Here is a 19,401-nt window from a genome sequence, read left to right as displayed (position 1 = left end):
TCTCCGTTACACCTTTTCCACGTTCACCAGGAAGGACTTAAATTCCGGCGTTTGTGAGTTGGCATCGCCCACCGATGGCGTCAGGGTGTTCGCAATAAACCCTTTCTTCGCCACACCTTCATAGCCCCAGTGAATCGGAATACCGATAGTATCGATATTCTTACCGTCTGCCTTCAGCGTGCGAATACGCTTAGTCACCACTGCTTTGGCTTTGATATAGCCGCGGTTAGAGGAGACTTTAACAGTGTCGCCATGGGCGATACCGAGCTTGTTCGCCAGCGTCTCGCCGATCTCCACAAATTGTTCCGGCTGCGCGATAGCGTTAAGCAGCGCATGCTTGGTCCAGTAGTGGAAGTGCTCGGTCAGACGGTAAGTGGTTCCGACGTACGGGAACTTATCGGCTTTACCCAGCGCTTCGGCGTCGGCCTTAAAGATACGGGCGGCAGGGTTGGAGATCACGTTCGGGTGCAGCGGGTTGGTACCCAGCGGCGTTTCAAACGGTTCGTAGTGTTCCGGGAATGGACCTTCCGCCATCTTGTCGAGAGCGAACAGACGTCCCATCCCTTCCGGTTGCATGATGAACGGCCCGACGTCGCTGCCTGGCGCGGCGGCGCTGTAGTCCGGAATGTCCATCCCGCTCCATTTTGCGCCGTCCCATTTCAGGATCTGGCGCTTTGGATCCCACGGATTACCCTGCGGGTCAGCGGAAGCACGGTTGTACAGGATGCGGCGGTTCAACGGCCATGCCCATGCCCAGCCCAGCGTATTGCCCAGACCGGACGGATCGGCGTTATCGCGACGCGCCATCTGGTTGCCTTCCGGCGTCCAGCTACCGGCGAAAATCCAGCAGCCACTGGAGGTGGTGCCGTCGTCACGCAACTGAGCAAACGAGCTGAGCTGTTGGCCTTTCTTGACGATCACTGCGCCCGTTGCCGGGTCGATGAGATCGGCCAGCGCTTTCCCGTTACTCTCCATCGCCACTTCTTCCGATGCCGGTTCATGTGGGGTGGAGTAGTTCCAGGTCATGCTCAGCACCTGTTCCGGGTTGGCACCGCTCTGCTCAGCATACATTTTGCGCAGGCGCAGGAAGATACCGGCCAGGATTTCGCCGTCGGTGACCGCGATCCCCGGGGCGTCTGCGCCTTTCCAGTGCCACTGCAGCCAGCGACCGGAGTTCACGATCGAGCCGTTCTCTTCGGCGAAGCAGGTGGACGGCAGGCGGAACACTTCAGTCTGGATTTTCGACGGATCCACATCGTTCGACTCACCGTGGTTTTGCCAGAAGGTGGAGGTCTCGGTGTTGAGCGGATCGATCGTCACCAGGAACTTCAGTTTGGACAGTGATGCGATCGTCTTGTTTTTGTTCGGGAATGAGGCAACCGGGTTGAAGCCCTGGCAGATATAGCCATTGACCTTACCCTCTTTCATCATCTCGAAGTACTGCAGCACGTCGTACCCTTTGTCCCACTTCGGCAAGAAGTCAAAGCCCCAGCTATTTTCCGCTGTCGCTTTATCGCCGTAGAAGGCCTTCATCAACGAGACGAAGAATTTCGGGTAGTTGCCCCAGTAGTTGACCTGGTCTTTCAACAGCGGTTTTGGCGTGTTCGCGGCCAGATACGTTTGCAGGTCCGGCTGTTTTTCATTCGGTAGCGTCAGGTAACCCGGCAGGCTTTGTGACAGCAGGCCTAAGTCTGTCAGCCCCTGAATGTTGGAGTGGCCGCGCAGGGCATTAACGCCGCCGCCTGCCATCCCCATGTTGCCAAGCAGCAACTGGATCATCGCCATGGTACGAATGTTCTGCGAACCGATGGAGTGCTGTGTCCAGCCGAGGGCATACAGGAACGATGCGGTTTTGTCTTTCGCGCTGGTTTCCGCAATGTACTCGCAGACTTTCAGGAAGTCGGCTTTTGGCGTACCGCAGATATTTTCCACCACGTCCGGCGTGTAGCGGGAGACGTGCTGTTTCAGCAGGTTCCAGACGCAGCGCGGGTGTTGCAGGGTGGTATCGCGTTTGGCAAAGCCCTCTTCGTCCAGCTCATAGTTCCAACTGGTCTTGTCGTACTTGCGTTGATCCGCGTTATAGCCAGTGAACAGGCCATCTTCGAAGCCGAAATCTTCACGCACGATCAGGCTGGCGTTGGTGTAGGCCTCGGTGTATTCGCGGTTATATTTTTCGTTCGTCAGCAGGTACAGCATCACGCCTGACAGGAAGGCAATGTCAGTACCAGAACGGATTGGGGCATAGAAATCGGCCACCGACGCCGTACGCGTGAAACGCGGATCGATCACAATCAGCTTCGCGCCGTTGTGAATCTTCGCTTCCATCGCCCAGCGGAACCCGACCGGGTGTGCTTCAGCGGCGTTACCGCCCATCACCACGACGAGGTTGGCGTTCTTAATGTCGACCCAGTGGTTGGTCATCGCACCGCGACCAAATGTTGGAGCAAGACTTGCTACCGTTGGTCCGTGTCAGACACGCGCCTGGTTGTCGACCGCGAGCATACCGAGCGCGCGGGTGAATTTTTGCGTTAAAAAGCCGGTTTCGTTACTGGACGCGGAAGCACACAGCATCCCGGTAGACAGCCAGCGGTTAACGGTAACGCCTTCAGCGTTTTGCGCAATGTAGTTGGCATCGCGGTCTTCTTTCATCAGTTTCGCGATGCGGTCAAATGCCTCATCCCAACTGATTTGTTGCCATTTATCCGAGCCTGGCGCGCGGTATTCCGGGAATTTGAGGCGACTTTCGGAGTGGATGAAGTCCACCAGACCGGCCCCTTTCGGGCAGAGCGCACCACGGTTGACCGGATGGTCCGGGTCACCTTCGATATGGAAGATTGACGCTTTGGCGTTTTTTGCACCGTCGCCGAGGCTGTACATCAACAGCCCACAACCAACGGAACAGTAAGTGCAGGTATTACGGGTTTCGCGGGTGCGCAGCAGTTTATATTGCCGGGTTTCCGCGAGCGCTACGCCGGGCGCGAAGCCCAGTGCTGCCGCCGTGGTGCCTGCCATACCGCCAGCGCAGATCTTAAAGAACTGCCTTCTGCTGACCTGCATGGTTTGCTCCTTTTTCGACATTGTCACATCCCTTTCACATTCATGTTGGTGAGCGCTCAGGGTGTGGTTGTTATTTTTCTTTGCGGACGGGACCGCAAAGGTCCAGAATTGGGTTAATTCCCCCCATCCAGGAGGGGCTTGCGACAGAATACCACAATGTTGGTACGTGTGTTCTTATACGGTTAAAAGAAAGTGAATAAGATACATCCAAAAGAAGTCGGAAATGTGATTAATGTCACAAGCTCTCGCCAGGTTAACCTTTGGAAGCGTGAGGATTTGCATCACCCTCAGCCGGATGAGGTCGCTGAAGAGGTGCCCGTGGCGCTGGTTTATAACGGCATTTCTCATGTTGTCATGATGGCCTCGCCGAAGGATCTGGAACATTTTGCAGTCGGTTTTTCCTTGTCTGAGGGGATCATTGACAGCCCGCGCGAGATCTATGGCACGGATGTGGTTCCCTCCTGTAATGGACTTGAAGTCCAGATCGAGCTTTCCAGTCGCCGTTTTATGGGGCTGAAAGAACGCCGTCGCGCGTTGGCCGGACGCACCGGCTGTGGCGTGTGCGGGGTTGAGCAGCTCAATGACATCGGTAAACCGGTGCAGCCTCTGCCGTTTACCCAGACTTTTAACCTCGCCAGACTTGATCACGCATTAAGACATCTGAAAGATTTTCAGCCTGTGGGGCAGCTCACCGGGTGTACGCACGCTGCGGCGTGGGTGATGCCATCGGGTGAACTGGCGGGCGGACATGAAGATGTCGGTCGACATGTTGCGCTGGATAAACTGCTGGGGCGCCGTGCCGCCGAAGGCGAAAGCTGGGTGCCGGGAGCGGCGCTGGTTTCCAGTCGCGCAAGCTATGAGATGGTGCAGAAGTCTGCGATGTGCGGCGTTGAGATTCTGTTTGCGGTCTCTGCTGCCACCACGCTGGCGGTGGAAGTCGCTGAGCGCTGCAATCTGACGCTGGTGGGGTTCTGTAAGCCAGGCAGGGCGACCATTTATACTCATCCGCAGCGTTTAATCGCTGAGTGATTTTGATTCAATTAATTTGAATGAAACGGGCAAATCCTTCCGCTTTTAGTTGTCTGAGTAACGGCCTATTATTTATCACATCAAGGCACGGTGCCTTACTTAAACAACTAAGTTAAAGGGTTTATATCATGAAAAGCATCAAAACTTTTGTCGCAGTTATCGCTCTCGCTACCTCTTTCGGTTCTTTTGCTGCCCAGTCTGTGACCGCGACCGGTTCTACTCTGGAAAGTGCTGAAGCAAAAATCGCCGCTCAGGCTGAACAGGCTGGTGCAAGCTCCTATAAAATCACTCAGGCTTACACCGGTAACCGCGTGCACATGACGGCGGAACTGCTGAAATAAGTTCATCTCCATTGTCGAAAGAGCGCCCTTGAGGCGCTTTTTTTGTGTCTGTCATTATTGTTTTAACAACGACATAAACGCGTCATATCCCGTTAACTCACAAATGGTTTCGGCGGGATGCTGACACAGCACGCTGGCCAGATAGCTGAAGATTTTTAATTCGTGACGTGCGTCAGCGGCAGCGCAAGCAATCAGTACATGGCTGACAAGTTCATTATTGACCTGTACGGGATGCGCCAGAGTAATGAAGAACCCGCGAAAGTGACGCTTCTGTTCGCTCCAGCAGTGGGGGATCGCCAGATGATTGATAATCAGGTTTTCGCCTTCATCTTCGCGGGCGCATATCCGCAGTGCTTCATCACGGGTGATATGTTCCTGCGCCACGAGTTTGTCGCAAATCTGATGGGTAATGTGATGCCAGGTTTCGTCGGCGAGATTCATATAGTGAAAGCTGCCCGCCTCAGAGAAGAAGCGCTCCGGTTGCTGACGAATAAACGCCGTGGCAAGAAAATTTTTGATTTGTTCGGACCCGACTGCGGAAATAATATTTTTAATAGTCAGGACATTTTTTAATGAGTCATCCAATAAATAGTGGCTGTTATTGACGATCAACAGGGGATCAACTTCTTGTCTTATCGCGTACACATCACTGGGAGTGCGTGCAATGATCACCCGACAATTCAATACATCACGTTCAATAGCCTGCTGATTTATGGTGGCAATCGCATTTTGATCGGATAATAAAATGATGGGTTGACGCTCATTTTGGTGCCGCTCCAGCGCACAGGCGAAATAGAGCCCGATCAGATCACTGTCAAACAGCGGAATTTCTAACTGTTCACGCAGTAGCGCAATGAAGCGCAGGCTCATGTCAAATGCAGCGGGCCAGGCCGCTTTCAGGTTATTCATGCTGCTCTGGCGATGTTCCGGTACCCAAACGGGGGCCGAAACGCATCTCAGCAGGTGACCCGTGATATTTTCAACCAGTTGCGTATCGATAAGGTTCAAATTGGCGACGCCAGGTACGCGTTGTAGTAAAGTAATCACGGTATCGGCAGACAGGGTCATGGCCTGTTGTTGCTGTTTATCCAGCAGTCCGTGCAGCGTTTTGAACGCGTTCTCGCCAAGATAGATCCCGCCCTGTTCTACGGCATTTTTTAACACTGTATGCCGACATTCAGGCCATGTGCCCGAGAGTTGATTACGCAGTGCATAGACCGCCAGCACCAGACTGGCGAGGTATTCACCCGACGTCAGTGGGAACTCAGCAAGAAGATGTTCACATGCGCTGGTAAGTCGTTCGACAGTGTCTCGCGTCACGCCGGGGAGAGGAATTAACAGCGGGTCTTTTTTGAGCAGATTCGCCAGCAGGACAATCCGTTTTTCTTCTGGTTCATCAACGAAATGGCCCACACCGGGGCGGCTGGAAAGACAAAATGCACGCTCATAGCGTTGCTTCAGTCGCGACAGACGGTCTGCGACCCAGGTTTCCGGCAAATTAAGCGAAGAAGCCAGTTGTACGCGGGGGATAAAGGTATTGAGCAGCAGAAGTGCCAGCAAACGATCGTCGTTATCATGGCGTTGTAAAAGCTGAAAAAAGCTGCGCCGGTCGATAATGTCCAGTTGGTAACCCGCACTGCCACCAGGCTGAATGCGCGCTTTCCCGCTGAGGGTAAAATTGATGTAATCAATATCGCGCAGGATTGTTCTACCCGAAACGCCAGTTTGCCGCGCCAGCTCGCTGAGTGAGTTAGGCCGTTGTTCAAGAAGGTCGACAAGCGTTAACTGGCGTTCACTGAGCATCAGATCACCCGGCGAAAGTCGGTGAAAGTTTTGATCTGCTCTGCCGTCAATGAAGTCAGCAGCTCACGGACTAACGTAAACAATGCATCATAATCTTTTGCAGAAATCATGCCGCTATTGGCATGCAGATAGCGGGTGGGCAAACAGAGTGCTGCAACGGGGCGCCCGCCACCCATCACATTGTAGCGTCCACCGTCTGTTGCTCCGGTTTTCATGGTACAGAACTGTAAAGGGGCGCCACTGTTTTCTGCACTCGTCCTTAATGCAGCGACCAGCTGTTGATTTGGGAAATAACGTTTATCAAACAGCATGAGCCCTGGACCTTCACCCAGTTTCAATGGGTATTTGGTGTTGTCGATTCCAGGGACATCACCAGCAACAGCAGTATCCAGGACGATAACCACGTCGGGCCTGATGTGTTCTGCTGAGGTTTGCGCGCCGCGCAGCCCCACCTCTTCCTCCACACTGCCCACGCCATAGAGGGTGATATTAGGATTATCGACGGACTGCAAAAGTTCTGCCATCAGGGCGCAGCCGACACGATTATCCAGTGCTTTGCCGACGATTTTGTCGTCGCCCCAGCAGGCAAAGTTCGCCTCTGGGCTAATGAAGTCACCGATCGCAATACCGCGCTTTTCTACCTCTTCGCGGCTGCTCGCGCCAATATCAATGAACATTTCGTCAAATGTCAGTGGTTGCTGTTTCTGTTTTTCGGTGAGGGCATGCGGTGCAACGGAGCCGATAACACCAGGGATTTTAAATCGCTTGCGGGTACAAATAGTGACCCGGTGGTTCAGCATCGACTGACTCCACCAACTCCCAATTGTCGTAAAACGCAGAAAACCGCTATCGTCGATATGTGTGACCATAAAGCCGACTTCATCCATATGACCGACGACTGCCACCTTTGGCCCACAATGACCTTTACGAGCAACAAAACTGCCGAGGCCGTCAAACGTCATTTCATCCACGCAGGATTCCAGCTCATTGATGAGAATTGCGCGCACTTCTTGTTCATCGCCACTGACCGCGCTGGCTTCGCATAATTGCTGAAGTAACTTAATGTTCATGTGCATGTTCCTGTTGCGCGGTCTTGCGTCTCAGCCACAGCCCTTTCAGGATGATAATCAACGCAATGTTCAGTGCGAGGCCAATAGCCAGCACCAGGTAAAAGGAGCCTACCGGCGACATCAGGCCAATCAGCGGATCAAAAATACCTAATCCCGGCGCGAGGCGTTTGATTCCGAAAGCGATCACCAGCATTCCGGTAATACCACCGGAGAGTGTATTGGCGGTAATCATTGGCAGCGGTGCGGCCAGGGCATAAGGAATTGCGGGTTCGGTGGCGACAGTGGCGCCGACCACAATCGCGCTGCTCGCGGCGGCCTTCTCCTGTGAGGTAAACAGTTTGGGTGTCAGATACGTGGCAATGCCTACCGCGACGGGAGGCATTAGCGCCACTACGCCGACGATGGCGTACCAGTCATAGATATGTTTTTCCAGCAGTGAGAAGCAGAAAAACCATGCGGTTTTGTTGATGGGCCCACCCATATCAAATGCCAGCATCGCGCCAACGAGGAAGGCGGCGCCCATTTTCATGGACGGGGGGATCGTGTTCAGGAAGTGCAGCAGGCTGCTCATCAGATCCGACATCACCGGACCAATAACGTAATACGTCAGCACGCCAAACACCAGCAAAGTGGCGAATGGGATTAGCATCGAGCCAAGCAACGGCTGGAGCGCTTTGCCGAGACGGACTTTGCGAAACCACAGCACGAAATAGCCGATTGCCAGACCTAGTACCACCGCGCCGAGAAAACCAGCGCCAGACTGGGTGCCGAGCAATCCTTTGTCGTTAGCCAGATAGCAGACCAGAAACGCCGGGGCAAATGCGGGTTTGTCGGCAATCGACCACGCGATATACGCCCCCATAATGGGGATCATAAAGGTGAAGCCCAGATAGCCGATGGATTCGATAATCCAGGTAAATGACGGCGCACCCTTCGACATATCGGTATACGGCAAGCCGAACTGCACCAGCATATTCGCGATGGCGACCAGGATACCGCCACCGATCACAAACGGGAGCGCAGCGGAAACCCCCGCCATCAGGTGGCTCATTACACTGCCTTGCTGGACATCCTGTTTACCGAGTTTAACGCTACTATCTGCGGTAAACATCTGCGAATGAGAAGGCAACTGTGTGAAAATCTGGTCGATATTTTTTAGCGCCTGGGAAATGGCGATCTCATAGACTTTTTTCCCGGCAAATCGCGCCCGATCGTCACCACTTAAGCCACGCCCGGTGGCTAAAATCACGTAATCGGCGGCGGCAATGTCATCCTGCGTCAGGCGGTTTTCTACACCACTTGCCCCCTGGGTTTCGATTTTAATCGTATGACCGAGCAAGCGTGCTTTTTGCTCAAGCGCTTCGGCCACCATATAAGTGTGGGCGATGCCGGCAGGACAGTTGGTGATTGCTACTAAACGTAAGGATGACTCCATAGCCGCTTCCTTATGAAGTTAAGGTCTGATTGAGCAAAGTCAGTACCTGAGTGGCGTCACCTTGCTTCAGTTGATTGATGAAATCCTGATGGATAAGTTTGCGACACAGGGTGCCGATGATTTTGACCTGATCGTCTTCGCCGGTTTGCGGTATGCCGAGGCAGATCCAACAGTTAACGGCTTCGCCATCGCTGGACTGCCAGTCCACTCCGTGAGTTTTACGGGCAAACAGTACAAAGGGGTGTTCTACGCAGGCGCTTTTGCCATGGGGCACAGCGATACCTGATCCGAATCCGGTAGAATGCAGTTTTTCCCGCATCAGCAGCGTTTGTAAAAACAACTGGCGATCGGTGATCGCGCCATTCCGAAACGCCATTTCCGCGAGTTGTTTCAGAATGGAATAAGTGCTGTTGCCCTGAATATTCAGGTCAATACAACGTACCGTAAGCTCTGACATAGAGAGACTCCGTTAAAACCTCTTTTCTACGATTTTAACGATGCTTTCGTATTGAGATGAGCGGCAATATGTCTGAGCGGAGTGACATAATGTGGGCTAAGCATCAACAGGCTTTGTGCACGAGGCCACATTTTGCAACGCGACGCAGAAAGAAATAATGCGCTGATAAACCTCCCGGACGCAAAAAAATGCGATATTTCTCACATTTCTCTCTTTTTATAAACTCGATATGACGTACAGAATAGGGGCGCGTAAAAAGGATGAGGGGGGCTTCAATTAACTAAATGATAATTAACGGAATTAAAAAATCACGCTTTGATAAATTTCATTTTTATATGTGATTGGCATCACAAAAATTGACCATGCAATCAGTCTGTCAATATTACTCGCCTCTGAATTTATCAGCATAATGTGATCTTCATTGCAAATAGCGGACTTGAAGTCAGGGAAAAATGTTTCCACGGGTGCTTCGGAGGAAACGCAATGAAAATTGGTATTGTCATTAGTGGGGGCGATGTGTCTGGAATAAATAATTTCATATTCCAGATTGCCCGACTCGCGGATGCAAAAATTACCTTATTCAATGGTGGTATTCCCGGCTTGCTGGAGAAAAATCATCATGACGTGGCATGGCGCGATTTGGTCGATTTTTCTATCGCGGCAATACCTCTCATTACCTCGGGAAGAACGACCCGTAAGTTGCAGCGTAACGAATATGAAACGATCGCCAGAAAACTCAAGTCGCTGCACATTGATGTGTTAATTATGGCGGGCGGTGACGGCAGTTTACAGTTTCTCAATACCCTGAGCGAATTTGATATTAATTGTTTTGGCGTGGGGATGACTATCGATAATGATGTTTATGGCAGTCATTATACGATTGGTTTTTCGACCGCCTGTGAACAGATTATTAAGGAGGTTTCTCGTTTACGAAATACGGGCAGAGCGCTACCTGGTCGCGTGTTTATGGTGGAATTATTGGGGGGATATTGTGGTGAATTAACGCTGCAATCCGCAATTAAATGCAATGCGGATATCGCCCTGATTCCGGAATGCCAGATGTCGCTTGATGCCTTAGCGGAACGGGTAAGGCAAAAACTGACCGTCCAGAATAGCGTGATTATTCTGTGCTCAGAAGGCTACACCAGAGAATATTCTCCCGGTTTTCAGGGGGCGATTGACACCATGATAAAACAGCTCGAACCACGTATTGGCGAGCGCATTCGTAAAACGATTGTTGGTTACGGTTTACGTAATGGCGATCCGACCTGTGAAGAAATTTATCAGGGCACCATCATGGCGAGCGAAGTGGTTCGATGCATCCAGTCAGGGATGAAAAATAAAGCGATTATTATAAATCAAAGCAATAAACCTATTCCGATTGATCTCGTAAGTATGAAAAAACGTCTGGTCGATACAGAAGGACATCATTACAAACTTGCCAAACAACTCAATATTATTTGAGGAGACCTTACATGCTGAAAATTCTTTGCGTATGTGGCTGCGGCCTCGGTTCAAGTTTTGCTATTGAAATGACGGCGAAAGCGGTTTTAAAGAAACTGGAAATTCCTGCGCATATCGAACATACCACGGTATCTGAAGCAGGGGCGTTTAAATCTGACATGATCCTGACGCAAAAAACCTTTGCTGACATCTTAACGGCGGATGCCAGTGAAGAAGAAATTAAACGGGTCGTGGTTCTGAATAAGCTCACGGACAAAGACGAAATTGAAGCCAAAATCGTCGCGTTTTTAAAAGAGCGGAATCTGAAGGTAGCTCATTATGAATAGCTTCGTTGAATTCATCGTTAAAGATTTGCTCGGTCAGGCGTCGATATTAATCGCCTTTATCGCGATGCTCGGACTGATCCTGCAAAAGAAATCACCGGGAAAAACCGCAGAGGGGACGTTTAAAACGCTGCTCGGTTTTTTAATCATGATGGCCGGGATCAATATTATTGTCGCCACACTGACCTTCCTGAACGATATTTTTACTCAGGGATTTGGTATGAAGGGCTACATTACCGATGTGGCTGCCATCGCCGGGTTAGCTAACCGTGAGTTGGGCTCAGAAGTGGCGTTAACCCTGATGGTGATTTTTGCCGTCAATATCATCATCGCGCGTCTGACACCGCTGAAATACATCTTCCTGACCGGACAAGCGTTGTTGTGGATGGCGACCATTGGCGCGGTCATTGGCTATAAATCGGGGCTCACCGGACTGCCGTTGATTCTGACCGGCGGGGTTTTTGGCGGCGTGATGGCGGTGCTGATGCCTGCGCTGGCGCAACCGGTGGTCAGGCGCATCACCGGCTCGGATGATGTGGCGCTGGGGCACTTTTGTACTATTGGCTATCTCGTGCAGGCGGCGGTGGCTAAAGTGGTGGGCAAAGGATCTCGCTCCACGGAAGACCTTGAATTACCCGATAATTTCAAGTTCTTACAGGATACCTATCTCGCCATGGCGGTAGTGATGGTGCCGATGTACCTCATTCCGGCGCTGGCGGCGGGTCCGGAATATATCGCCCAGTTCTCCGGCGGCGTGAACTATCTGATGTATGCCTTCATGCAGTCCATTCAGTTTGTGGCCGGTGTCTTCGTGCTCTACAGCGGCGTGCGCTTACTGCTCAACGAACTGGTTCCGGCATTTCGCGGTATCGCTATGCGTATCGTGCCGGATGCAAAGCCCGCGCTGGATTGCCCGGTTCTGTTCCCTTATGCCCCCAACGCGGTGATTGTTGGGTTCCTGGCGACCACTGTCGGTTCCATCATCGGTATGCTGGTGTTCCCGATGTTTGGTCTGGCGATGATCCTGCCGGGTCTGCTAACTAACTTTTTCGCCGGGGGGACCGCGGGCGTCTTTGGCAACGCGCTGGGCGGCCGTCGTGGCGCGATGATCGGCGGCGTAGTTCACGGGCTGTTCATCACCTTCCTGCCTGCGATTCTGGTGCCGATGCTGGAAACCTACGGTTTCACCGGCGTCACGTTCAGCGATTCTGACGTCATCAGTTCCGGCCTCGTTTTAGGCCACGCCTTCCAGAATAACTGGCTGTTTGTCGCGTTGTTCATTGTTTTTGTTGCCGCACTGGCATGGTTCGTAAACGGTAAATCCGCTAAGCCAAAAGGGGAAAATGTTCATGAGTCTGTATAATTTCAACGAGATCCTAAAAATCGGCCAGGAAAGAAATTTCAAAGCGATTGGATCCTTTAACCTGCACTGTATTGAAATGCTGCCTGCGTTTTTTAAAGCGGCGCAAAAAACGAATAGCCCGTTAATGATTCAGATTTCAACCGGGACGGCAGAATATCTGGGTTATCGCCTGCTGGTTGATGCGGTGCGTTCGCTGGCGGAGAGCGAGAATGTCCCGACCTGTCTGCATCTGGATCACTGCTCTGATATCAGCGCCATTGAGACGGCGATGAATGCCGGATTTTCCTCGGTCATGTATGACGGCTCGCACCTGGAACTGGAAGAGAATATCGGTAATACCCGCATCGTGGTGGAGATGGCCAGACCGCGCAATATTACGGTGGAAGGCGAGCTTGGGGCTATTGGTGGCTCAGAGGATGGTAAAGCAGTGGCGGCAGAGGATATCTGCTTTACGACGGTAGAAGATGCCAAACGCTTCGTTGAGGAAACGCGAGTCGACATGCTGGCGGTGTCGGTGGGGACGGTACACGGCTTGTATACCGGCAAGGCACAGATTCAACATCAGCGGCTGCAAGAGATCAGCGCCGCGACCGGTGTTCCACTGGTATTACACGGAGGGACGGGGGTGAGTGACGACGATATGCGCCTGGCCGTCACTGAAGGCATTAATAAAGTGAATGTCGGCACGGAAATGAACGTACAGTGGGTCGACCAGTGTAAAAATACCTTTGAGAAAGGCAAAGTGAATGACAGCGTACGTAAGTTTTTAATTCCGGCAAATAATGCCGTCACCCAGGTATTAATGGAAAAGATCGCGTTATTTAAATAACTCCGTTATTAATAAATGATGTTTTGTTGCCCTGTTGTCCATCAGGGCGGGGGATCGCTATGTTTGAATCTTTGAAATCGTTATGGAAAAAAGAAACACGCCCGCCGGAAGATTATGATGAACAGTCCCGTGTTCTGGCAGGAGAAATCGCCAGGCTGGAAGGTGAACTGCAGGGCAACCCGGGTAATGGTGAAATACAGAAAGCATTAATGCTGATCTATAACCGGGCGCTGTCGGTCTATGCCAAAAGCCAGACGCACCGGCAGGATATTGATTCGCTTTTTGTGCGTATAGATGAGTTGCGTAATGTTATTCGCCGGAATATTTAGCGTCGGGTTTATTAAGCGCTTAGGGAGTCGTCATGACGATAAAAGAATTACTGATCGAGGCCGATGCCATTCAGGTTGGCGTCGCGGAAAACGACTGGCAGAAGGTGATTCAACTGGCGGCCAGACCGTTGGTCGCAAAAGGGTATATTTCAGCGGAATACGGTCAGGCAGTTATCGACAACACCCTCAGTCATGGGGCGTATTATGTATTTGATGAAGGGGTTGCGATCCCCCATGCCCGTCCAGAATGTGGGGTGAAGCGCAACTGTTTTAGCATGGTGCTGTTGGATAAGCCCATTCAGTTTGCCGACAGTGAAGCCGCCGACATTGTCATTATGTTTGGTGCACAGGACAGTAATGCGCATATTGAAGAGGGCATCCGCGCCATTGTCGCCTTACTCGATAACGATGAACGCATGGCGAAGTTGCGGGCGGCACGTTCCCAGGAAGAGGTGGTCGCGTTGCTATGAAACGACACCTCTCGCCGGACTGTAAAACAGTGATTCTGATTAACGGGATCCCCGCTTCAGGTAAAAGTACCATTACTCATCAGCTCTCCGGGACCTTCAGTCTGCCATTGCTGACGATTGATGGGATCAAAGAGCCGTTTATGGCGCGCTTTACGGATATCGACCGACCTTTCAACCGGCAGTTGGGCTGTGCGGCCTATGAGGTGATCTGGTCTATTATCGGCCACGCTCCGGCGAACGTTGTCTGGCTGGTTGATGCCTGGTTTGGCTTTCAGCCTCGCGAGAGGTTGCAACAACTCTTGCAGCAGGCGGGCGTTGAGAAGGTGTTGGAAGTGTGGAATCAGATCACGCCTGAGCTGGCCGTGACGCGCTATGCCACCCGCTTACAGGATCGCAAACCGGGTCATCCCGGTGAGGAGTATCTACCCGAACTGGCGCAACTGGCAGAATGCGCCGAACCGATGCGGCTCGGGCCGGTGTTTACGGTAGATCAACAGCAAACGCTGGATATTGAATCCGTTATCGCCTGGATAGACGAACAAATAGACAAAACCTGAACGGTAGAGTGTCATTACCCCTTCAAGGGCGCCCGCGGGCGCTTTTTTAGTGTATCCCTACCATTCGCAGCAGCGCGGTCACCACGGCGGCGGCGACGATCACCACAATCAATGGCATCTTACGCCAGGCGAGAAAGACCGCGAACGCCACGCCGAGAACGCGTGCCATGCCAGCAAAATGCTCGCCTTCATAAAAGGTGGTGGCCAGAGCGACGGAAAACAGCAGTACCGTGGCGGCATCGGATAACAGTGCCTGAGCGCGTTCAGAGAGCGCCAGGCGACTGCCCAGTCTGGCGCCGCCGAGGCGCATTAAATAGGTGCCTGCCGATAAAATGGCGATACCGACGATAAACAGCGTCATGTTACCCATTACTTTTTCCTCGTCAGTAAGCCCAGCAGGGAGAGCAGAACTGGCAGCCCGACCGGCGCGAAAGGCACGGCGGCGAGCGACACGGCGGCTCCGCTCAGGCCCCGAATCAGAGTGGTACGGTTTTTAAACGCCGGGACGACGAGAGCCAGCAGGATAGCCGGGAACACGGCGTCCAGCCCGATGGTTTCCGGGGCTGGCAGCAATTGACCCACCACGGTGCCCAGTAGGGTCCCCAGCGGCCACAGAATGGCAACGCCGAGGCCACATAGCCAGTAGGCGGCTTTGCGCTGCTCTGGGGTTTTCTGCGACAGGCCGAACACGACGCTTTCATCGTTCATAATATGGCAGCCGAAAAAACTCGCCGCGCGGGTGCCGACCAGATCCCGTACCGTCACGCCAAACGGAACATGGCGGGCGTTAACCAGTAAACCGGCTGCGGCAGCGGCTAACGGATTACCGCCGCTGGCGACAATGCCGATAAACATAAATTCGGACGCTCCTGCCAGCACACAAATAGAGAGTACAAACGGCACCCACACCGGGAAGCCATAAGCCATCGCCAGTGAACCGTAGGACATCCCAACCACGCCTACCGCCAGGCAGACCAGAAAGATTGCTTTTATCGTGTCTGCCTTCAGACAGGAGAAGAAGTGCGCCATGATTTAGCCATATCGAACGAATTTCCATTATAATGAACGCAACATCAGTGTTTGACAAGATGAACGATTCGTTCGATATAAAAAACATGGAGTCGGGTATGACACAACCCATCAGTGTGATCGCCAAAAGTCTGGTTCGCGAGCGTCAGCGGACGGGTCTGTCGCTGGCAGAAATCGCCCGACGGGCGGGGATCGCCAAGTCGACGCTTTCCCAACTGGAGGCGGGGAACGGTAATCCTAGTCTGGAAACCCTCTGGTCGCTTTGTGTGGCGCTGGATATTCCCTTTGCGCGACTGCTGGAGCCGCAGGTGCAAAAAACGCAGGTGATCCGGTGCGGTGAGGGTACGAAAGTAGTGGCTGAACAGGCGCACTATCAGGCGATTTTACTGGCTGCCTGCCCGCCTGGCGCACGGCGTGATATCTATCTGTTGTTGACCCAGCCTGGAGCCGACCGCATTTCTCAGCCGCATCCACCGGGCTCGATCGAGCATATTATTGTCACGAAGGGAAAAGCGCTGGTCGGGCTGACAGAAGCGCCAGAAGTGTTAGGTGAGGGCGACTATATTTGTTATCCCGCCGATCAGGAGCATATCTTCCAGGCGCTGGAAGCGGATACCCAGGCGATTCTGGTGGCTGAGCAGAGTTTAGCGAACCTGGAATTTCACCGTTATGGTATGCAAAAGGCTCCCCCGAATGATTACTTCTAATTATTTTTTCTCTTAATGCATATTTAATTGTTTTTATGATATTTCGTTTATTTTAGCCCTTTTGTTATATTCCTCACGAACTGAAAGCTTTCTGCGTTTACACAAAGAAAGCTGCATGTTAGTAATTGCTGGCCTGCGGCGCGGTAACAGTTGATTATTATCGTCAATTGTAGCCGTTATTAAATATAAAAATAACACATACTATTTTGTTATTCATTTTGCGTATTTCTCAAAGAAATACGCTGTCCATTATTTATTTTCAAGGAGCGCAAATAAATGAGGAAATCGACGCTGGCTTTAGCAATAGGTCTGTTATTAATCGCTAATAATGGTTTTGCTAAAACGCAAAAAATGACACTGGAACAACGGCTCGAACAATTGGAAGCGCGACTGGAGGCCGCAGAATATCGGGCGGCAAAGGCGGAAAATCAGGTTCAGCAATTACAGACCCAACAGGCAACCGAAATCCGTGAAATTAAGGCGGCACAGGGCAACACGCCAGTTAACGGCCAAACCCCTCCTGAGGAGACGAAAAAGAATGCCGCGACACCGAATCTGCTGCTTTCCGGTTATGGCGATCTGAAAATCTATGGTGATGTTGAATTCAACATGGATGCGGAAAGTAATCATGGCTTGCTGGCAATGACCAATGCCAGTGTTGACCATGACCCGACTAACGAACAGTGGAATATTAATGGCCGGATTTTACTGGGCTTTGATGGTACACGTAAGCTGGGTGAGGGTTATTATGCCGGATTCTCCGCCCAACCGCTGGGGGATATGACCGGTACGGTGAATATCGATGATGCCGTCTTCTTCTTTGGTAAAGAGAATGACTGGAAAGTGAAGGTGGGGCGCTTCGAAGCCTACGATATGTTCCCACTGAATCAGGATACCTTTGTTGAACATTCGGGGAATACCGCCAACAATCTGTATGACGACGGCAGCGGTTACATCTATATGATGAAAGAAGGCCGCGGTCGTTCTGATGCTGGCGGTAACTTCCTCGTCAGCAAGCAGGTGGATAACTGGTACTTCGAGTTAAACACTCTGCTGGAAGAAGGCACTTCACTCTATAACGATGACGAATTCCACGGTCGGAGAATGGATCAACAGAAAAACGTTGCCTATTTGCGTCCGGTTATTTCATGGTCGCAGGATGCGTTCTCGGTAGCTGCCGCGATGGAATCGAACGTCGTCAATAACGCCTATGGCTACACCAACGCAAACGGTAAATTTGTCGATCAGTCGGACCGTACCGGTTACGGTATGACGATGACATGGAATGGTTTAAAGAGCGATCCGGAGAATGGCATGGTGGTAAACCTGAATACCGCTTATCTTGATGCCAATAATGAAAACGATTTTACCGCCGGGCTGAACGCGCTGTGGAAACGTTTTGAATTAGGTTATATCTACGCGCATAACAAAATTGATGACTTTGAAGGGGTGGTGTGTGATGACGGCTGCTGGATTAATAATAAAGGCACCTATGACATTCATACCATTCACGCGTCGTATCAGTTTGCTAATGTGATGAATATGCAAAACTTCAATATTTACCTTGGCGCATATTACTCAATTCTGGATAGCGAAGGCGATAACGTGAACGGCGACGATTCTGATAATCGTTATGGTGGTCGCGTTCGCTTTAAATATTATTTCTAAACGAAAAGGCCCGGTAGCGCCGATGGACTGCACCCCAAAAGTTGGACACTCAACTGAGTAAGGTGCAGTTTTTTATGGCAAAGCCAAAATATTCCCCTGAAACAAAACTGGCTGTGGTTAATCATTATTTGTCCGGAAAAGACGGAGAAGAGCGTACAGCCGACCGTTTTGGTGTTGAAAGAACTTCCGTCCGTCGCTGGGTCAGGGCGTGGCAACTCCACGGTATGGAAGGGCTGTCAGGGAAAAATAAACATCATTCAGCTGAATTTAAACTCGTCGTCGTCCGGGCGGTTATCCGTGACCACCTGACGATGCGTGAAGCAGCTGCCCGGTTTAATCTCTCTGCAGAAACGCTTGTCCGACACTGGGTCTGCGTGTACAACGATGCCGGAGCGGAAGGACTGCTAAACATTCAACGCGGACGGCCTGGAAAAATGACAAAACAAAAAATCCCCCCATCCCCTACAGATAAAGAACTGGAAAAACTCTCCCCCGAAGAACTCCGGGCTGAACTCCGTTACCTGCGGGCAGAGAATGCCTATCTAAAAAAGTTGAAGGCCTTGGTTCAGAGCGAAAAAAACGGCAGCAAGCCCTGATAATCAGTGAACTGAGGCATAAGCACGCTCTGCGAGACCTCCTGCGCGCGGCAGGCATGTCCCGCAGTACATGGTATTACAATATGAATGCCCTGAAGCAGGTGGACAGGCATGCCGGGCTGAAAGATAAAATCCGTGAGATATACGCCTGGCACAAAGGCCGTTATGGCTACCGCAGGATCACGCTTTCGCTGAGAAAGCAGGGTCTGCTGGTGAACCATAAAACCGTGCAGCGGCTGATGACAGAGCTGTCGCTCCGGTCTCTGATAAGGGCGAAGAAATACCGCTCATGGAAGGGGGAAACAGGCAAGGCAGCCCCCAATATCCTGAGCAGGAACTTCAGTGCATCAAAAGCCAATGAAAAATGGGTTACGGATGTTACAGAGTTCTCGCTGCAGGGTAAAAAGCTGTACCTGTCGCCGGTACTCGATCTTTTTAACCGGGAAATAATCTCCTACAGCCTGTCGGAAAGGCCGGTGATGGAGATGGTTAATACCATGCTGCGGGATGCGTTCTTAAAGCTCGGACCAGACGACGCCCCCTTGCTGCACACAGATCAGGGCTGGCAATATCGGATGGCAGGCTATCAGGCAAAGTTAAAGGCGCAGGGCATGACGCAAAGTATGTCCCGAAAAGGAAACTGTCTGGATAATGCCGTGATGGAAAACTTCTTCGGGACGCTGAAATCGGAGTGTTTTTACCTGAGTCAGTTCAGCAATATCAGCGAACTGAGGAAGGCGATAGAGGATTATATCCGTTACTACAACAACGAGCGGATAAGCCTGAAACTAAAAGGCCTGAGTCCGGTAGAGTACCGGGCCCAGGCTCTGAAGGCCGCTTAATATAAACTGTCCAGATTTATGGGGTCAGTCCA

The 19,401-nt window shown here is 51.8% G+C and carries 18 protein-coding genes and 1 pseudogene; 12 read left to right on the top strand and 7 right to left on the bottom strand.

Going from position 1 to position 19,401, the window contains the following annotated elements; all coding sequences use genetic code 11:
* Nucleotides 1–6 precede the first annotated feature (6 nt).
* Complete coding sequence (gene fdnG / locus AOY24_RS22460; RefSeq protein ID WP_152967229.1) at nt 7–3,057, bottom strand: formate dehydrogenase-N subunit alpha; 3,051 nt, start codon at nt 3,055–3,057, stop codon at nt 7–9.
* Between the two features lie 192 nt (nt 3,058–3,249).
* Here fdnG and fdhD point away from each other — a divergent pair, with 192 nt between their 5' ends.
* Both fdhD and AOY24_RS22445 read left to right on the top strand, forming a co-directional pair.
* Nucleotides 3,250–4,086, top strand: coding sequence for a formate dehydrogenase accessory sulfurtransferase FdhD (gene fdhD, locus AOY24_RS22450; RefSeq protein WP_054177413.1), 837 nt, complete (start codon nt 3,250–3,252; stop codon nt 4,084–4,086).
* A 128-nt stretch (nt 4,087–4,214) separates the two neighbouring features.
* Nucleotides 4,215–4,427 carry a DUF1471 domain-containing protein gene (locus AOY24_RS22445; protein ID WP_042998873.1) on the top strand — a complete coding sequence of 71 codons (213 nt, stop codon included), beginning with the start codon at nt 4,215–4,217 and terminating at the stop codon, nt 4,425–4,427.
* Nucleotides 4,428–4,481: 54 nt separating this feature from the next.
* On the opposite strand, the gene AOY24_RS22440 is transcribed toward AOY24_RS22445, so the two are convergent.
* Genes AOY24_RS22440 through AOY24_RS22425 form a run of 4 tightly spaced genes read right to left on the bottom strand, consistent with a single transcriptional unit; the run spans nt 4,482 to nt 9,192 of the window.
* Nucleotides 4,482–6,230 carry a putative frv operon regulatory protein gene (locus tag AOY24_RS22440; RefSeq protein ID WP_054177412.1) on the bottom strand — a complete coding sequence of 583 codons (1,749 nt, stop codon included), beginning with the start codon at nt 6,228–6,230 and terminating at the stop codon, nt 4,482–4,484.
* On the bottom strand, nt 6,230–7,300 hold the full coding sequence (locus AOY24_RS22435; protein WP_054177411.1) for an aminopeptidase: 1,071 nt from the start codon (nt 7,298–7,300) through the stop codon (nt 6,230–6,232). Before AOY24_RS22435 ends, AOY24_RS22440 begins: the two co-directional genes overlap by 1 nt.
* Nucleotides 7,290–8,735: a PTS fructose-like transporter subunit IIBC gene (locus AOY24_RS22430; protein WP_054177410.1), complete on the bottom strand. Its 1,446-nt coding sequence runs from the start codon at nt 8,733–8,735 to the stop codon at nt 7,290–7,292. The genes AOY24_RS22435 and AOY24_RS22430 overlap by 11 nt, the downstream gene beginning before the upstream one ends.
* A 10-nt stretch (nt 8,736–8,745) precedes the next feature.
* The gene (locus AOY24_RS22425) at nt 8,746–9,192 is read right to left on the bottom strand and encodes a PTS fructose transporter subunit IIA (protein WP_054177409.1); all 447 of its coding nucleotides are present in this window, start codon (nt 9,190–9,192) and stop codon (nt 8,746–8,748) included.
* Between the two features lie 483 nt (nt 9,193–9,675).
* On the opposite strand from AOY24_RS22425, the gene AOY24_RS22420 reads away from it, so the two are divergent.
* From AOY24_RS22420 to AOY24_RS22390, 7 genes are read left to right on the top strand one after another with little or no spacing between them, the layout of a single operon-like run.
* On the top strand, nt 9,676–10,656 hold the full coding sequence (locus AOY24_RS22420) for a 6-phosphofructokinase (RefSeq protein ID WP_042998878.1): 981 nt from the start codon (nt 9,676–9,678) through the stop codon (nt 10,654–10,656).
* A gap of 11 nt (nt 10,657–10,667) precedes the next feature.
* Complete coding sequence (locus AOY24_RS22415) at nt 10,668–10,982, top strand: PTS sugar transporter subunit IIB (protein ID WP_042325486.1); 315 nt, start codon at nt 10,668–10,670, stop codon at nt 10,980–10,982.
* A complete protein-coding gene (locus tag AOY24_RS22410) occupies nt 10,975–12,342 on the top strand; it encodes a PTS sugar transporter subunit IIC (RefSeq protein WP_042998879.1) in 1,368 nt (455 codons plus the stop codon). Before AOY24_RS22415 ends, AOY24_RS22410 begins: the two co-directional genes overlap by 8 nt.
* Entirely contained in the window at nt 12,329–13,171 is an 843-nt protein-coding gene (locus AOY24_RS22405) for a class II fructose-bisphosphate aldolase (RefSeq protein WP_042998880.1), read from the top strand. Before AOY24_RS22410 ends, AOY24_RS22405 begins: the two co-directional genes overlap by 14 nt.
* Before the next feature lie 59 nt (nt 13,172–13,230).
* A complete protein-coding gene (locus AOY24_RS22400) occupies nt 13,231–13,500 on the top strand; it encodes a hypothetical protein (protein WP_042998881.1) in 270 nt (89 codons plus the stop codon).
* A 32-nt stretch (nt 13,501–13,532) separates the two neighbouring features.
* Nucleotides 13,533–13,970 (top strand): PTS sugar transporter subunit IIA, encoded by a 438-nt coding sequence (locus AOY24_RS22395; protein ID WP_044257193.1) that lies wholly within the window; start codon nt 13,533–13,535, stop codon nt 13,968–13,970.
* A complete protein-coding gene (locus tag AOY24_RS22390; protein ID WP_044265183.1) occupies nt 13,967–14,527 on the top strand; it encodes an ATPase AAA in 561 nt (186 codons plus the stop codon). The genes AOY24_RS22395 and AOY24_RS22390 overlap by 4 nt, the downstream gene beginning before the upstream one ends.
* Nucleotides 14,528–14,573: 46 nt before the next feature.
* Here AOY24_RS22390 and AOY24_RS22385 read toward each other — a convergent pair whose 3' ends face one another.
* Together AOY24_RS22385 and AOY24_RS22380 are read right to left on the bottom strand one after the other, a co-directional pair.
* The gene (locus AOY24_RS22385; RefSeq protein ID WP_042998884.1) at nt 14,574–14,897 is read right to left on the bottom strand and encodes an AzlD domain-containing protein; all 324 of its coding nucleotides are present in this window, start codon (nt 14,895–14,897) and stop codon (nt 14,574–14,576) included.
* On the bottom strand, nt 14,897–15,556 hold the full coding sequence (locus AOY24_RS22380; protein WP_042998885.1) for an AzlC family ABC transporter permease: 660 nt from the start codon (nt 15,554–15,556) through the stop codon (nt 14,897–14,899). Before AOY24_RS22380 ends, AOY24_RS22385 begins: the two co-directional genes overlap by 1 nt.
* A gap of 98 nt (nt 15,557–15,654) precedes the next feature.
* On the opposite strand from AOY24_RS22380, the pseudogene AOY24_RS22375 reads away from it, so the two are divergent.
* The 3 genes and pseudogenes from AOY24_RS22375 to AOY24_RS25140 all read left to right on the top strand — a co-directional run.
* Nucleotides 15,655–16,200, top strand: a pseudogene (locus AOY24_RS22375) (helix-turn-helix domain-containing protein); the annotation flags it as partial.
* Nucleotides 16,201–16,539: 339 nt separating this feature from the next.
* A complete protein-coding gene (locus tag AOY24_RS22370) occupies nt 16,540–17,931 on the top strand; it encodes a carbohydrate porin (protein WP_054177408.1) in 1,392 nt (463 codons plus the stop codon).
* Between the two features lie 74 nt (nt 17,932–18,005).
* Nucleotides 18,006–19,369 (top strand): IS3 family transposase gene (locus AOY24_RS25140; protein WP_099433379.1). Its coding sequence is split into 2 segments (ribosomal slippage): nt 18,006–18,474 and nt 18,474–19,369, totalling 1,365 coding nucleotides; the frame shifts between segments, so codons are not numbered across the junction.
* The last annotated feature ends 32 nt before the right edge of the window (nt 19,370–19,401 follow it).

Origin of the sequence: Citrobacter sp. CtB7.12 (assembly GCF_001297795.1) — a bacterium.
GTDB classification, from domain to species: domain Bacteria; phylum Pseudomonadota; class Gammaproteobacteria; order Enterobacterales; family Enterobacteriaceae; genus Citrobacter_A; species Citrobacter_A amalonaticus.
Note: the sequence above shows the minus strand (reverse complement) of the source record. Positions and strands in the feature narration are given on the sequence as shown.

Bases quoted from the DNA above. Each gene is read 5' to 3' on its own strand.
- AOY24_RS22445 (WP_042998873.1), top strand. From the start codon at position 4,215: ATGAAAAGCATCAAAACTTTTGTCGCAGTTATCGCTCTCGCTACCTCT.
- AOY24_RS22440 (WP_054177412.1), bottom strand. From the start codon at position 6,230: ATGCTCAGTGAACGCCAGTTAACGCTTGTCGACCTTCTTGAACAACGG.
- AOY24_RS22435 (WP_054177411.1), bottom strand. From the start codon at position 7,300: ATGAACATTAAGTTACTTCAGCAATTATGCGAAGCCAGCGCGGTCAGT.
- AOY24_RS22430 (WP_054177410.1), bottom strand. From the start codon at position 8,735: ATGGAGTCATCCTTACGTTTAGTAGCAATCACCAACTGTCCTGCCGGC.
- AOY24_RS22425 (WP_054177409.1), bottom strand. From the start codon at position 9,192: ATGTCAGAGCTTACGGTACGTTGTATTGACCTGAATATTCAGGGCAAC.
- AOY24_RS22420 (WP_042998878.1), top strand. From the start codon at position 9,676: ATGAAAATTGGTATTGTCATTAGTGGGGGCGATGTGTCTGGAATAAAT.
- AOY24_RS22415 (WP_042325486.1), top strand. From the start codon at position 10,668: ATGCTGAAAATTCTTTGCGTATGTGGCTGCGGCCTCGGTTCAAGTTTT.
- AOY24_RS22410 (WP_042998879.1), top strand. From the start codon at position 10,975: ATGAATAGCTTCGTTGAATTCATCGTTAAAGATTTGCTCGGTCAGGCG.
- AOY24_RS22405 (WP_042998880.1), top strand. From the start codon at position 12,329: ATGAGTCTGTATAATTTCAACGAGATCCTAAAAATCGGCCAGGAAAGA.
- AOY24_RS22400 (WP_042998881.1), top strand. From the start codon at position 13,231: ATGTTTGAATCTTTGAAATCGTTATGGAAAAAAGAAACACGCCCGCCG.
- AOY24_RS22395 (WP_044257193.1), top strand. From the start codon at position 13,533: ATGACGATAAAAGAATTACTGATCGAGGCCGATGCCATTCAGGTTGGC.
- AOY24_RS22390 (WP_044265183.1), top strand. From the start codon at position 13,967: ATGAAACGACACCTCTCGCCGGACTGTAAAACAGTGATTCTGATTAAC.
- AOY24_RS22385 (WP_042998884.1), bottom strand. From the start codon at position 14,897: ATGGGTAACATGACGCTGTTTATCGTCGGTATCGCCATTTTATCGGCA.
- AOY24_RS22380 (WP_042998885.1), bottom strand. From the start codon at position 15,556: ATGGCGCACTTCTTCTCCTGTCTGAAGGCAGACACGATAAAAGCAATC.
- AOY24_RS22370 (WP_054177408.1), top strand. From the start codon at position 16,540: ATGAGGAAATCGACGCTGGCTTTAGCAATAGGTCTGTTATTAATCGCT.